Annotated in this window: 10 protein-coding genes; 6 read left to right on the top strand and 4 right to left on the bottom strand. The window is 65.1% G+C overall.

Translation table 11 applies throughout. The features are described from left to right. Nucleotides 1-311: 311 nt before the first annotated feature. Entirely contained in the window at nucleotides 312-722 is a 411-nt protein-coding gene (locus ACSQ1W_RS03115; protein WP_436041616.1) for a hypothetical protein, read from the top strand. A gap of 7 nt (nucleotides 723-729) precedes the next feature. Here ACSQ1W_RS03115 and ACSQ1W_RS03110 read toward each other — a convergent pair whose 3' ends face one another. Further along, nucleotides 730-1,245: a Rid family hydrolase gene (locus ACSQ1W_RS03110; RefSeq protein WP_192269888.1), complete on the bottom strand. Its 516-nt coding sequence runs from the start codon at nucleotides 1,243-1,245 to the stop codon at nucleotides 730-732. Between the two features lie 215 nt (nucleotides 1,246-1,460). Between ACSQ1W_RS03110 and ACSQ1W_RS03105 the strand changes: the two genes are divergently transcribed. Further along, nucleotides 1,461-1,769 carry a hypothetical protein gene (locus ACSQ1W_RS03105; protein ID WP_436041615.1) on the top strand — a complete coding sequence of 103 codons (309 nt, stop codon included), beginning with the start codon at nucleotides 1,461-1,463 and terminating at the stop codon, nucleotides 1,767-1,769. Between the two features lie 96 nt (nucleotides 1,770-1,865). Here ACSQ1W_RS03105 and ACSQ1W_RS03100 read toward each other — a convergent pair whose 3' ends face one another. The 3 genes from ACSQ1W_RS03100 to ACSQ1W_RS03090 all read right to left on the bottom strand — a co-directional run bounded on the left by ACSQ1W_RS03100 (nucleotide 1,866) and on the right by ACSQ1W_RS03090 (nucleotide 8,914). Beyond that, nucleotides 1,866-3,329, bottom strand: coding sequence for an MFS transporter (locus ACSQ1W_RS03100; protein ID WP_192269895.1), 1,464 nt, complete (start codon nucleotides 3,327-3,329; stop codon nucleotides 1,866-1,868). 124 nt (nucleotides 3,330-3,453) lie between these two features. Then, a complete protein-coding gene (locus tag ACSQ1W_RS03095) occupies nucleotides 3,454-5,997 on the bottom strand; it encodes a glycoside hydrolase family 3 N-terminal domain-containing protein (protein ID WP_436041614.1) in 2,544 nt (847 codons plus the stop codon). Nucleotides 5,998-6,127: 130 nt separating this feature from the next. Continuing rightward, nucleotides 6,128-8,914 (bottom strand): TonB-dependent receptor, encoded by a 2,787-nt coding sequence (locus tag ACSQ1W_RS03090; protein ID WP_436041613.1) that lies wholly within the window; start codon nucleotides 8,912-8,914, stop codon nucleotides 6,128-6,130. A gap of 212 nt (nucleotides 8,915-9,126) precedes the next feature. On the opposite strand from ACSQ1W_RS03090, the gene ACSQ1W_RS03085 reads away from it, so the two are divergent. From ACSQ1W_RS03085 to ACSQ1W_RS03070, 4 genes are all read left to right on the top strand, one after another. Next, on the top strand, nucleotides 9,127-10,578 hold the full coding sequence (locus tag ACSQ1W_RS03085; RefSeq protein WP_436041612.1) for a glycoside hydrolase family 30 protein: 1,452 nt from the start codon (nucleotides 9,127-9,129) through the stop codon (nucleotides 10,576-10,578). Between the two features lie 82 nt (nucleotides 10,579-10,660). Next, a complete protein-coding gene (locus tag ACSQ1W_RS03080; RefSeq protein ID WP_436046083.1) occupies nucleotides 10,661-11,134 on the top strand; it encodes an LEA type 2 family protein in 474 nt (157 codons plus the stop codon). A 39-nt stretch (nucleotides 11,135-11,173) separates the two neighbouring features. Further along, nucleotides 11,174-12,967, top strand: coding sequence for an acyl-CoA dehydrogenase C-terminal domain-containing protein (locus ACSQ1W_RS03075; RefSeq protein WP_436041611.1), 1,794 nt, complete (start codon nucleotides 11,174-11,176; stop codon nucleotides 12,965-12,967). Between the two features lie 94 nt (nucleotides 12,968-13,061). Continuing rightward, nucleotides 13,062-13,715 carry an HNH endonuclease gene (locus ACSQ1W_RS03070; RefSeq protein ID WP_436041610.1) on the top strand — a complete coding sequence of 218 codons (654 nt, stop codon included), beginning with the start codon at nucleotides 13,062-13,064 and terminating at the stop codon, nucleotides 13,713-13,715. Nucleotides 13,716-13,758 lie beyond the last annotated feature (43 nt).

Genomic DNA, 13,758 nt, shown 5'->3' with positions numbered 1-13,758 from the left:
AGGGTGCGCTGGGGGCACGCAGGGTGCGCAGCGGAGGTGTCGATACGGGATATCGTGACGCGCAGAACGATCCGGACAACGGCAGATATGGGCAGTGGCATTCCGATGCCCTCGATCACCACAGTCACCGGCCCACCGTCGAACCACCGCGCGCGGAATCGAGGGCATTCCCACCCCACCCAGCAGCGCGGCAAAGAGGGCACTCGCGCTTTGCCGGATCGGGCGGTTTGCGCCGACAGGGCCCGGCGTCGCGGACAAGCCGGTACGCGCTGCCTATCCTGCAGAACCTCGCCCCGTCCACCCGTGCCGCCATGACACCCGCCACGCCCCCTTACGCCGTCGGTCAGCAGTGGCGCTGCCGCGGCCGCCATGCCGCCGAGACCCCGACGCTGACGATCAATCGCATCGACCCGCATCCGCTGGGTGGCGAGATCCTGCATGTCAGCGTGACGCATGCGCGCATCCGCCATCCCGGCCTGCGCGACGGCGTCATCACCACCTTCGCCCACCTGCCGATCATCGGCCAGGTGCTGGAGCGCAGCGATGCCGAACACGTCGGCCAAGGCACGCCCGATCCCGCGTACCTGGACGGCTACAACCAGTGGAAGCAAGCTTTCGACGCCGGGAAGGCAGGTTCCTACGGCATTCCGCTGGCGGAGATCCTCGACCTGATCGAGACGATGCTGGCCAAGCGCGACACGGACGGCGCCGGCCACGCCTGACGCACGATCAAGGCGTCGCCGCGCGCGGTTGAGGCTTCGGAATGTCGGCCTTCGGTGCACGCCCAGATCCGATCATCGCCACCGCCCGCATTTCCACTACCGCACCTGGCGCGAGCAATGCACTGGTGCCGACAGCGCTCCACGCGGGGTAATGCGACGGGAAGAACTCGTGATGGATGGGTGCGAAGCGTGCGAACTCGGCCTGGAAGCTCGCTGGATCGGTGGGGCCGGTATGGAACGTGGTCAGCTCCACGACGTCAGCGTAGGTCGCGCCCGCTTCGGCGAGTTGCTTGCCCAACACCACGAACATGCGCCTGACCTTCTCCTCGTAGGTCCCGTCCCCGGCGGCGGGTATGCCGGACACGATGACCATGTCCCCTACTTTCACCACCGGCGTGTAGTGCCAGTCGTGGTACGCCGCCTCGTGCCCGGGATTGGCGAAGTGTTCGCGCGTCGGCACCTGCTGTGCTTGGGTGGCGGAGGCGACGGCGCACAACAGCAGGCATGAGATCAGGCGGACCATGAAGAAACTCCGGGGCGGCGAAGCCGCAGTCTTGCGCCACCCGCGCAATAGGCCATGTCCCATCCGTCACGCCGCCACGACCCCATTTACCACGCGCTGAACGCGGTGCCGTCACGGCGTTCCCGACGGCGCGCCTTGACGTCGCCTGCACGCGGCCTGCCCCAAGTTCTACACACACCCCTCTCCTGCCACGGAATCGCCGAGTGAACATCGTCATGAAGACGGCATCGCATGTACTCCCCGACCGATTCACCTGGCTCCGCACCGAGGCCGGCCACGATCTCTGCGTGGACGACACGGTCATCGCCGAGATACGCCCCCTCAACGCCGGACTGGTGTTGCGCGTACTGGTGGACATGGGCGACATCGCGCCGTTCGAGATGGCGGTGCGGTGCGAAGAGCGCGCCATCGGCTGGGCCACGCAGTGGGCGCGCCAGCGTGCCGGATTGCTGTGCCGATACGTGGACCAGCATCGTCCGCGCGTGTACGACGAGGCGCCCGGACTAGCGCTGGCGTCGGCCTGAGCGTCGTCTGTTGCGAAAAAAGAAAAGCCACCGGGCCGGAGAGTGACCCGATGGCTTGGGGGATGCGCGCCGGCCTCTCTCCGGCGCGCACCGCACTCAGTGGCCGTTGCCGGCGGCGAGCTTGTCCAGATCGATACCCTGCTTGCGCAGCGTGCGCGTAGCGGCGATCGCGTAGAACGCCAGGTAGGCGAAGCACAGCACGCCGACGATGAAGCTGTAGTGGATGCCGACCTTGTCGGCCAGAGCACCCTGCGCCCAGCTGACGATGCCGCCGCCCATGATCATCATGATCAGCAGGCTGCTGCCCTGGTTGGTCTTGTTGCCCAGGCCAGTGATCGCCAGCGCGAAGATGCACGGCCACATGGTGCTGCAGAACAGGCCCACGCTGATGAAGGCAATGACACTGGTCATGCCTGTAGTGAACATGCCGATCAGCTGCGCGGCGATGCCGCAGATGGCGAAGTACAGCAGCATGCGTGCCGGATTGCCCCTGCTGGCCAGCGTGGCCAGGATCATCAGCACGATGACGGCCGCGTAGCCGAAGAACTGCGAGGGGTCGTGGCCGGTGATGGCGTTCACGGCGAGGAACACGCCGAACGCCAGGTACGGGAGGATCAGCATCAGCATCTTCTTGGCGCCTGCGCCGACATCGAATGCGCCGGCAGCGCCGCTCCAGCGGCCGATCATCAGGCTGGCCCAGTACAGCGACACGAACGGCGCGATCAACGCGGTCTCGATGCCCAGTCCGCCCTTCTCCACCGGAAGTTCCAGGTAGGCCGGCAGGTTGTCGATGGTCGAGACCTCGACGCCCACGTACAGGAAGATCGCGATCATGCCCAGCACCAGCTGCGGATAGGACAGCGCCGACTTCTTGTGGATCAGCTTGCTGCTGTCCTCGGCCTCGGTCTCCGACAGCTTCTCCAGATCGATGTGGTTGGGCACCGAGGAGAACTTCAGGAAGATCGCCACCAGGATGAAGGCGGCCCCCAGCACCAGGTAGGGCGTCTTGACGCTTTCGATGCTCGCTTCGGTGTTGCCCGAGGTGACGCTGCCGAAGATCGCCACGCTGACCAGCAGCGGACCGATGGTGGTGCCGAAGTTGTTGATGCCGCCGGCCATCGTCAGCCGCTGCGCGCCGGTCTTGGGATCACCCATGACGATGGCCAGCGGGTTGGCCGCGATCTGCTGCAGCGAGAAGCCCAGGCCGACGATGAACAGTCCCGACAGCATCAGGTTGAACGAACCGGTATTGGCGGCCGGGTAGAACAGCAACGCTCCCAGCGCGGAGATCACCAGGCCCACGCAGATGCCGTTCTTGTAGCCGATCTTGTTGAGTACGTCCTGGCCCATCGCCTTCGAGATGGCGACATAGATCAGCGAACCGACCGTATAGGCCACGTAGAACGCCAGCGCGACGTACATGCTCTGCGCCTGCGTCAGGTCGAACGCCTTCTTGAACACCGGGATCAGGATGCCGTTGCTGGCCGCAACGAAACCCCAGAAGAAGAACACGGTGATCAGCACGCTGAACTGCGACCATCGGGTGGTTTGGGTGGTCATGGATTGGTATGCCTGCTGGTATGGAATCCGGACGGAACGGCCAGCCTACGGAGCGGCCGCACGATTGCAACTTGCACTGCGTCAGCGCCCCGCGGAGGTATCGCGAGGCACTGTTCCAACACACTTACTGCGCGCACGTCACCACGTCGTCGGCGTCCGCCGCACCGGCCACCACCTGGATGTCGGTGAAGGCCGCCGCGAACGGTGCATCGGCAGCGACACTGAAGGGCGTATCCACGCCGGTCAGGTCGGCACCGAGCTTGCCGAAGCAGGCCAGCGGGATCTTGACCGTCTGCTTCCTGCCGACGGCATCGCCGGAGAAGGTGGAGGTCAGGTCCAGGCTGGCCCCGCAGTTGGCGCCGCAGCCCAGCGTGAACCGGACCGGCTTGGCCGGAGCCTGCTTCACCACCACGTCGAACTGCACCACACCGCGTGCCGTGGCCATCGCGGCCAGATTGTTCTTCGAAGGATTGCGGGCGAAGACGCGCGCCGGTGCCAGCCAGGTGACTTCCTTGGCGTCCTGCTGCGTGTTGACCTGCACGGTGGCGACCTGCAATGCCGGCTTGGCCTGCGGCCAGCGCTGCGTCGCGTTCATGTCGTTGCCGACGGCCTGGGTTGCGCCTGCCGCTTCCATCTGCAGGGTAAAGGGCGCGATGTCCGACTGCTTGAAGATGCCCAGCGCGGTGGCTTCGCCGCAGCTCGTCGCGCTGTCTACCTCCAGCTTGCCGACGTTGCTGCTGTCGCCGTAGCGCAGCCCGGCATCCAGGGCGAACAGTGGTTTGCTGTCCGCCTTCGGGCAGGCCACCGCCGGCCACGGGAACGTCAGCTTTCCGCGGAAGTCATGGGCCGGCTTGCCATCGGCACCGGCCACCAGGACGTCGGTGACGCCCTTGCCTTCCGTGCCCGGGAGCCAGGCGGCGACGAAGCTGTTGGACAGGTTGATCAGGTCGTTCGCGTACAGCGCGCGGCCGGACAGTAACACAGTGACGACCGGCTTGCCGGTGGCGGCGGCCGCTTTCAGCGTCGCCAAGTCTTCCGGATGCCGACGGCTGTGCGCCATCGTATCGGACGGCACGATGTCGCCGTTGGTTTCTGCATACGGCGTTTCGCCGATGGCAGCCACGATGACGTCGTAGCTGGCCGGGTCCACACCCTCCGCGCTCTCGCGCAGCAGCACGTTCGCCTCGCCGAGCTGTTCGCGCAGGCCGGCGGCCAGGCTGTCGGCATTGGGGAAATCGGCATTCGTGTTGTCGGTGCCCTGCCAGGTCAGCGACCAGCCACCGGTCTGGTTGGAGATGCTGTCGGCGCTTTTACCCATCAGCAGCACGCGCTGGTTCTTCTTCAGCGGCAATGCACCGCCGTCGTTCTTCAGCAACACCAGCGATTCGCGTGCAGCACGCCGCGCGAGATCGCGATGCACAAGCGACTCGAGCTTGCCGGCATGCTGGCTTGCCGACGGCTTGTGTTCCCACAGGCCTGCGCGCAGCTTGACGCGCAGGATGCGGGTGACGGCATCGTCGATGCGCGCCTGCGGGATTTCACCCGACTTCACTTGGGCGATCGTGTTGGTGATGAAGGACTTCCACGCATCCGGCACCATCACCATGTCGATGCCGGCATTGATCGCCTGCGGGCAGCTGTCGTCCTTGCAGCCTGCGACCTGGCCGATGCCATTCCAGTCGGAGACGACGAAGCCGTCGAAGCCCATCTTCTCCTTCAGCGCGACGGTCAGCAGATCGCGTGTGCCGTGCATCTTGCCGTAGTCCTTGCCGGCGGCGACGTCGTTCCAGCTGTTGAAGGACGCCATGACGGTCTGCACACCGGCTTCGATGGCGCCGTAGTACCCCTGGCCGTGGACGTTGATCATCTGCGCCTGGGTGATGGCGGCGAGGCCCTGGTCCTTGCCGCCGTCGGTGGCACCGTCGCCGATGAAGTGCTTGGCGGTAGCGACGACGTTGCCATCCTTGTCCAGCAGCCCCTGCATGCCTTTGACGTAGGCGGCCGCGTACTCGCGGATCAGCGCGGGCTGCGAGGAATAGCTTTCGTAGGTGCGGCCCCAGCGTGCGTCCTGCGCGACAGCGACCGTCGGCGCAAACGTCCACGTCACGCCCGTCGCGCGCGTGGATTGTCCGGTGGCTTCGGCGATGCGTTCGATCAACTCGACGTCGTGCGCGGCGCCCAGGCCGATATTGTGCGGGAAGATCGTCGCGCCATAGACGTTGCTATGGCCATGGACGGCGTCGGTGCCCCAGATCACGGGCACGGGGATCTTGGCATCGGTCGACAGCGAGGCGTCGTAGTAGGCATCCGCCAGCTTGACCCAGTCTTCGACCTTGGCGTGCTTGTTCATCGCCGGCCACGAACCACCGCCGTTGAGGACGGAACCGATGTAGTACTTGCGCACGTCGGCCGGCGTGATCGCCTTGATCTCCGGCTGCACCATCTGGCCGACCTTCTGCTCCAGCGTCATGCTCGCGAGGATCTCGGCCACGCGTGCCTCGACGGCAGGATCCTTGGCGAAGCTGCTTTTCAGCGCAGGCCAGTCCTTCAGTTCTGCGGCATCGTTCGCGGCCGCGCCGACGGGTTTCTGTTCGGGGTCCTTCTGCGCCGTACACGACAGGCATGCCAAAAGACTGGCCCCCAGCAGGGTCACTCGGATCGGATTCACTCGTTTCTCCCAGAATGGCGGCGCGCACAACATCCCCGACAGGATCCGCGCCTTTACGGAAAGTCTGACGGGACGCGGGGCCAGGCCCCGCATCCCGTCAGGTACTGCGGTTATCGATGAAGTGCGTCAGTCACAGCTTGTAGCGGAAGCCGAGCAGGTACTGGCGACCGTATTCCTTGTACTCGGAGGGCAGGAAGATCATCTGGTCGATGCCGCCCGCCGTCGTCTCCGTGCGATACGGCTCGTTGGTCACGTTGTTGACCTGAAGGAGGATGGACAGCCCCGAAAGTCTGCTGCCCTCACCGAAGTCGTATCCCATCTGCATGTCCATCGTGCGTTCCGGCATGGTGTTCTGATAGATCCGGTCGCCGAAAAGCGAGGCATACTCACCGCGGTACTCATCACGGTAACGCTGGCTGATGCGCGCAGAGAAGCCATGCTTCTCGTAGTACACCGTGGCATTGGCAACGATCTTCGACAGGCCCGGCAGGGTGTCGGTATCGGAACCACCCGGACCATCGGGGTCGATCGACGACTCGGTATACGACGCATTGAACAGCAGGCCGAAGCCGTCGAGCGAGGAATGGATCATGTCACCGCCCAGCGCGCCACTGATTTCCGCGCCGCGCATGTAGCCGCCGCTTCCGTTCATTGGGGTGCTGAAGTTGCCCCAGTTCGAGATCGGGGTGATACCGAGATCGTCATATCCGGTGAAGTCCCAGCGGACGTTCTGCGTATAGATGTAGGTCTCGAGGTTCTTGTAGAAGACCGCCAACGCCGCATAGGTCGTCGGACCGAAGTACTTCTCCAGCGAGATGTCGTACGCCGTCGCCCGATAGGGCTCCAGCTTCGGATTGCCGCCACCGCCACTCCACTCGCGCGTGGTCACGTCGACGCCGGCCGTGGTGTAGGCCCCCATCTGCTCGATGGGGCCGCGCATCAGGGTCTTCGCTGCCGCGAAGCGCAACAGCAGGCCATCGCCGAAGTCCGCCGACAGGTTCATGCTCGGCAGGATGTCGCCATACGAGGTGCCGATGGTCTGGCCGCCGGCGATGACCCAGTCGTTCGTGACCGCGTCACGCGCGACGGTCGGACCGGTCGAACTCTGCTCGGAGCGGATGTACTGCACACCGACGTTGCCGCGCAGGCGCACTTCATCGGTCAGGTCCATGTCGATGTTGGCCTTGGCGTAGAACGTCTTGATGTCTTCTTCGACACCATAGTTCTTCATCAGGTCGTTCTCGCTGGCTTCATAGCGCAGGTCGTAGTACCGGCCCAGCAGATCACGTGCATTGAAATTGATCACGTTGCCAAGGCCGATGAAGTCCATCGACGCGAAGCCATGGGGCACCGTGTCCATACGCACCGGTGCGCGACCATTCTTCAGATCCACGTAGTGGGCGATGTACTCGCGATCCTTGTTGCGGCGGGTGACATTGACGCCAACGTCGTAGCTGCGCAGGAAATCGGAGGACTCGACCAGCCGGTTCAGTTCGAGACGACCGGACTTGAGGGTGTCCTCGGTCCATGCGCGATCGGTGCGCCCGTCGCGTCCCCATCCCATCGCGTCCATACCCAGGTACACCTGGGTGGGATCGGTGAGGCCGGGGATCGTGAAGTGGTTGAACCCCTTGCCCGTCTGCAGGTTGAAGTCGATGTTGCGCGGGGTCGCGAATGCGGACTGCAGTTCAAGCATGGTCCGCTCGCTCTCGGCTCGCGAGTAGCTCAGATCGGTCTTCAGCGTGTAGATATCGTCCCAGCGGAACGTGTTGAGCCAGCCAGCCGAGAACAGCTTGTCTTCGCGCTGATTGACTTCGTTGAGCATGTTCAGCGCACCGACGCCATTGAGCGTTCCGCTCGTGACCACCGGAACACCGCCCACCAGGGTCGTACCGACGTTCGTATACGTCACTTGGCCCAGCGTCGGGTGGCTGTACCACGGGTCGTTGTTCCACATGATGCTGTTTTCAGCTTCATTCTGGTCGAACTTCGAGTAGTACACGTCCAGAATGCTGTGGAACTGGTCGCTCGGCTTGAACTCGAGTACCGCCATGACGCCGTCCCGAGTGATGTCGCGCGACTTCAGCGACGCCTCTCCCGCCTGGCGCGCAACGGCATCGACCGGCTTGCCAGGCTGCGGCGCACCCCAGGTGTCCGGATTACCCCACCACCAGGCCTTTTCCTGCTGCTCCTGGAAAGGCGAATCCATGCGCGCCACGCCGATGGCGAAGCCGATCGTATCGTCGGCGAACTGGTCCACATATGACGCGCTGGCGCGATAGCCTTTGTCGCTGCTGCCGTCGATCAGCTTGCCCAGCGAGTTGTATTCGCCCTGCCCGCTGAAGGTCACGCGGCGTCCGTCGAAATCCAACGGACGGATCGACTGCATGTCGATCGTGCCCGACAGGCCTTGCCCGACCAGCGTCGCATCCGGCGTCTTGTACACGGTGACCGCGTTGATCAGCTCGGCCGGGTACTGGTCGAGCTCGACGCCACGGCTGCCACCCGTGCTGACCTGCTCCCGGCCATTGAGCAGCGTCCCGCCGAACTGCTCGGACATGCCACGGATGTGGATGACCTGCGCGCGTCCGTCGACGCGCTGCATGGTCAGGCCCGGCAGACGCGAAATCGAATCCGCGATGCTGATGTCCGGCAACTTGCCAATGTCCTCGGCGGAGATTGCCTCGACGATCGAGGTGGATTCGTTCTTGGTTTCCACCGCCGTCGCGATGGCCGCGCGGATGCCGGTGACCTTGACGGCATCCAGCGTCTCGACGGTCTGGTCGGCTGCCTGCTGCGCGCTCGCAGCGAACGGGAGTGCCAGCGCCAGGCAGCATGCGGCAGCGAGATGCTGCTTGCGCAGTGCGAGACGGCGCACGGACGGACGCATGCGCGCGATGTGGTTCGAGTACTTCATTTGGCCCCTCTCAGACCGCTGTTGACAGCGCTGTCATATAGAAGCTTCAATGCAGTGTCAACAAATTCATAACAACCGTGACATGGCTGCACGCGCACGATTGAATTTGCTTGTCGCGAGGACATTCGTCCGAAAAATTTCGCTGCGTTGCAGCACCCGCTTTGCGTGGATTCCGGGAGGGATTCGCGAGCTCTCTGCGAGAGGATTCCGGCATGACGCGCCACCTGATTCGACGACTCCGCCCCGCCCTGCTGCTTTCGGCATGCATGCTGGTGGCACCCTTCGCTGCAGATGCACAAGACGTCGCCGTATGGATCACCACCGCGGATCACTCGACCGCATTGGCGCCCGCTGCGCCCGCACGCTTCACCGCGGATGACGGCGCCGGGAAGTCGCGCATCGCCATCGACGGAACCCGGCAGTTCCAGGAGATCGTCGGCTTCGGCGCATCGCTGACCGATTCTTCGGCCTGGCTGATCCAGCACAAGCTGGACGCACAACAGCGCGACGCCCTGCTGAGGGAACTGTTCGGCCGCGATGACGGCGGACTGGGGCTGAGCTTCTCGCGCCTCACGATCGGTGCGTCGGATTTCTCCCGCCATCACTACAGTCTCGCCGATACACCCGACGGCACGCCGGACCCCGAACTGAAGCACTTCAGCATCGACGAGAACCGCGGCGACGTGATTCCCGTCGCCCGGGCGATGCTGGCAGTCAATCCGCAGCTGAAGATCATGGCCTCGCCCTGGAGCGCTCCCGGCTGGATGAAAGACACCAACAGCCTGATCCAGGGCACGTTGCTGCCGCAGTACTACGACGCGTTCTCGCGCTACCTGCTGAAGTATGTCGATGCCTACGCAGCGGAAGGCATTCCGATCTTCGCGCTCACCGTACAGAACGAACCGGACTACGAACCGAAGGACTACCCCGGCATGCGGCTCAACGCGCCGGCGCGCGCGCGACTGATCGGCGACCACCTGGGGCCGATGATCGCCATACGAGGCAGCGGCCCGCTGATCTTCGACTGGGACCACAACTGGGACAAGCCACAGGAACCGCTGGGAGTGCTGGGCGATGCGAAAGCCAATCCGCATGTCGCGGCGGTGGCATGGCATTGCTACGGCGGCGAGGTGGCGGCGCAATCACCGGTGCACGACGCGTTTCCCGACAAGGACGCTTACATGACCGAGTGCTCCGGCGGCGACTGGGAACCGGTACGCAGCGGCGGCCTGCCGCTGCAGATGAAGAACATCATCATTCGCAGTGCGCGCCACTGGGCGCGCGGCGCGTTGTTCTGGAACCTGGCGCTGGACGAGAACAACGGCCCCTACGCCGGCGGCTGCGACACGTGCCGCGGCGTGGTGACCATCGACTCGCGCACCGGCGCCATTACCCGCACCGACGAGTACTACGCGCTGGCGCACGCCAGCCGGTTCGTACGACAAGGCGCCCACCGGATCGCGTCCAGCGAAACCGGCGACGACCTCGACAACGTGGCGTTCCGCAATGCCGATGATGGTTCGCTGGTGCTGCTGGTCGCCAATTCCGCGAAGCAGCCGCGTCGCTTCAGCGCCGTGCAGGGCGGCAAGGCGTTCGACTACACGCTGCCGGCGCGCAGCGTCGCCACCTTCGTATGGAAGCCTGCCGCAGCGCAGCACGACTGATCCGCCTGCGGCGGCCGGACTGTCATTCCAGCCGCCATACGCCGTAGTATCCTGCCGCACCCCCTCATGGAGCCGCGGCATGATGCGACGTACTTCCCTGCTGGCACTTCTGGCGGCAACCGCCCTGCTGGCCGGCTGCGGCGATGGCGTGGTCCGTCGTGTCTCCGACCCGGCGGTCAGCGTGCAGCAACTGACGGTGAAGGCCGATGGCCAGTGGGCCGTGGACTTGCGCCTGCAGAACTACAGCAGCATCCCGATGCGTTTCGATACGGTGGACGTCGATGTGCAGGTCGGCGACCAGGATGCCGGCAAGCTGCGTGCCACGCCCGGTCTGTCGGTGGGTCCTGAATCCGCGGACGTCGTCACCGTCTCCTTCGTGCCCAGCAGCGCCGGCCGCATCGTGGTGGCGGACGCGCTCGCCGGCCGTCGCACCCTGCCGTATACGCTGAAGGGCAGCGCTGCCGCGACACCGGAAGAAGCCAAGCAGCGCAACTTCGACGTCGATACCCGCAGCACCCTCAATCCCGTCCCCGGCCTGGACGGCGTGCTGCGCTGAGCGCAGCCCATTCCCTCATCCGCGATTCCGAGACCCCGCATGCCCGCGTCCTACAAAGCCCCCCTGACCGACCTCCGCTTCGCCCTGTACGACGTACTCGGCGTGGAGCCGCTGTTCCAGCGGCTCGGCTACACCGAGGCCACCCGCGACATCCTCGATGCCGTGCTGGATGAAGCCGCGCGCTTCGCGGAAACCGTCCTCGCGCCGCTGAACAGCGTGGGCGACGAGATCGGCAGCCAGCTCGACAAGACCACCGGCGAGGTCACCACGCCACCGGGATTCAAGGCGGCGTACGCGCAGTTCGTCGAGGGCGGCTGGACCGGTCTGACCGCATCGCCCGAAATCGGCGGCCAGGGCCTGCCGCACACGATGGGCGTGCCGCTCAACGAACTGGTCAACGCCAGCAACCTCGCGTGGGGCAACTTCCCGCTGCTGTCGCACGGCGCAGTGGAGGCGCTGAAGCACCACGGCGAGGCGTGGCAGCAGGAGGTGTTCCTCAAGCCCCTGGTCGAAGGCCGCTGGACCGGCACGATGTGCCTGACCGAACCCCACTGTGGCACCGACCTGGGCCTGCTGAAGACCAAGGCCGAGCCGAACCCCAATGGCAGCTATGCGATCACCGGCACCAAGATCTTCATCACCGCGGGCGAGCACGACCTGACCGACAACATCGTGCACCTGGTACTGGCCAAGCTGCCGGACGCGCCGCCGGGCGCGAAAGGCATCTCGCTGTTCGTCACGCCGAAATTCAAGGTGGCGCAGGATGGCACGGTCGGTGAACGCAACGCCGTGACCTGCGGCTCCATCGAACACAAGATGGGCATCAAGGCCTCCGTCACCTGCGTGATGAATTTCGATGGCGCTCAGGGCTATCTGGTCGGCCAGCCGCACAAGGGCCTGCAGGCCATGTTCACCATGATGAACACCGCACGCCTCGGCGTGGGTTTGCAGGGCATCGGCCTGAGCGAACGCGCCTACCAGAATGCGCTGCGCTATGCGCGAGACCGCCTGCAGACGCGTTCGTTGAGCGGCGCCAAGTTCCCCGACAAGCCGGCCGATCCGATCCTCGTGCACCCCGACGTGCGTCGCATGCTGCTGACCGTGAAGTCGCTGGTCGAAGGCAGCCGCCTGCTCGCCCTGCATGCCGGCACGCTGATCGACGTCGCCAACCATGCGGAAGACCCGGCCGAACGCGAGCGCGCCGACACGCTGGTGAGCTTCCTGACACCGATTTCGAAGGCCTGCCAGACCGAATGGGGCATCGAAAACACCTACCACGCGCTGCAGTGCTTCGGTGGCCACGGCTACATCCACGAACACGGCATGGAGCAACTGGCGCGCGATGCCCGCATCACCACGCTGTACGAAGGCACCACCGGCATCCAGGCACTGGACCTGATGGGGCGCAAGACCGCGGCCACACAGGCCGCAGGCCTGAAGCTGTTCCTCGCCGACGTGCACGCCTTCGTTCAGCAACACAGGGACGACGCGTCGCTGACCGAGTTCGTCGATCCGCTGCAACAAAAGGCCGCCGAGTGGGCGGGGCTGACCAAGAACATCCTGCAGCGCGCAGCGACGAATCCCGAGGAAATCGGCGCGGCCAGCACCGACTACCTGTTCTACTCGGGCTACGTGGTGCTGGCGTACTGGTGGGCCCGCAGTGTGGCCGCCGCCGATGCATCGGCGCACGGCGATGCCTTCAAGCAGGCAAAGCGCGAAACCGCGCGTTTCTACTTCGCCCGCATTCTGCCGCGCACGCTGGCGCATGCCGCGGCCATCGAGTCGGGCGCGGACACGCTGATGGCGATGGACGACGCGCGCTTCGGCGAGTGACCCGAAGCCGGAGGAGCGCGGATGCCGCGCTCCTCCGAAGAAAAGCCGCGCCGTATACACATTTCGTCAACATTTGGGTATAACCTGCTTCTCCATGGAAGCAGACAGCGCTCAGCTTCACCTGGTCCAGACCGGTTCCCGTTTCTCGCCGGTCCCGTCGCCGTCGTCTCCCCGTCCCCATCCCGCCGCCTTGCGACTGCTGTCGCTGGATGCGCATGGGCGCGTGCTCGACTGGATCAACTGGCAGGAAGCGACCTGCCTGTACGCGCGCGGCGCGGTGGCATGGACGCTGGGCGATCCCTGCCTGCACGTGCATGGCGGCGTCTCCCGTCTGACCGGCGAACAGAGCCTGATCGAACTGCATCCCATCGTGGCATCGCGCGGCCACGCACGTGCGCACGCCCTCTCGCCCACGCCGACGCTCACCAATACCGCGCTGTTCGCCCGCGACGCCCACCTGTGCCTGTACTGCGGGCATGAGTACTCCCGGCCGCACCTGACCCGCGACCACGTATTGCCCCTGTCCAAGGGCGGCAAGGACATCTGGGAGAACGTGGTGACAGCCTGCTTCCACTGCAACTCGCGCAAGAGCAACCGGACCCCGCAGCAGGCGCACATGCCGCTGCTCGCCGTGCCCTACCGGCCGAGCTGGATCGAGCACCTGATCCTGTCCAACCGCAACATCCTGGCCGACCAGATGGCCTTCCTGAAAGCCCAGTTGCCCAGGAAATCCAAGTTGTCCGCCTGAGCGTTGCCACGCGGCAAGAAGCCTTCCTGAACCGCCCGGACCA

The organism is Pseudoxanthomonas sp. LjRoot143, from assembly GCF_964252945.1.
Lineage (GTDB): Bacteria > Pseudomonadota > Gammaproteobacteria > Xanthomonadales > Xanthomonadaceae > Pseudoxanthomonas_A.
Note: the sequence above shows the minus strand (reverse complement) of the source record. Positions and strands in the feature narration are given on the sequence as shown.

Bases quoted from the DNA above. Each gene is read 5' to 3' on its own strand.
- ACSQ1W_RS03105 (WP_436041615.1), top strand. From the start codon at position 1,461: ATGAAGACGGCATCGCATGTACTCCCCGACCGATTCACCTGGCTCCGC.
- ACSQ1W_RS03115 (WP_436041616.1), top strand. From the start codon at position 312: ATGACACCCGCCACGCCCCCTTACGCCGTCGGTCAGCAGTGGCGCTGC.
- ACSQ1W_RS03110 (WP_192269888.1), bottom strand. From the start codon at position 1,245: ATGGTCCGCCTGATCTCATGCCTGCTGTTGTGCGCCGTCGCCTCCGCC.
- ACSQ1W_RS03070 (WP_436041610.1), top strand. From the start codon at position 13,062: ATGGAAGCAGACAGCGCTCAGCTTCACCTGGTCCAGACCGGTTCCCGT.
- ACSQ1W_RS03090 (WP_436041613.1), bottom strand. From the start codon at position 8,914: ATGAAGTACTCGAACCACATCGCGCGCATGCGTCCGTCCGTGCGCCGT.
- ACSQ1W_RS03080 (WP_436046083.1), top strand. From the start codon at position 10,661: ATGCGACGTACTTCCCTGCTGGCACTTCTGGCGGCAACCGCCCTGCTG.
- ACSQ1W_RS03100 (WP_192269895.1), bottom strand. From the start codon at position 3,329: ATGACCACCCAAACCACCCGATGGTCGCAGTTCAGCGTGCTGATCACC.
- ACSQ1W_RS03075 (WP_436041611.1), top strand. From the start codon at position 11,174: ATGCCCGCGTCCTACAAAGCCCCCCTGACCGACCTCCGCTTCGCCCTG.
- ACSQ1W_RS03085 (WP_436041612.1), top strand. From the start codon at position 9,127: ATGACGCGCCACCTGATTCGACGACTCCGCCCCGCCCTGCTGCTTTCG.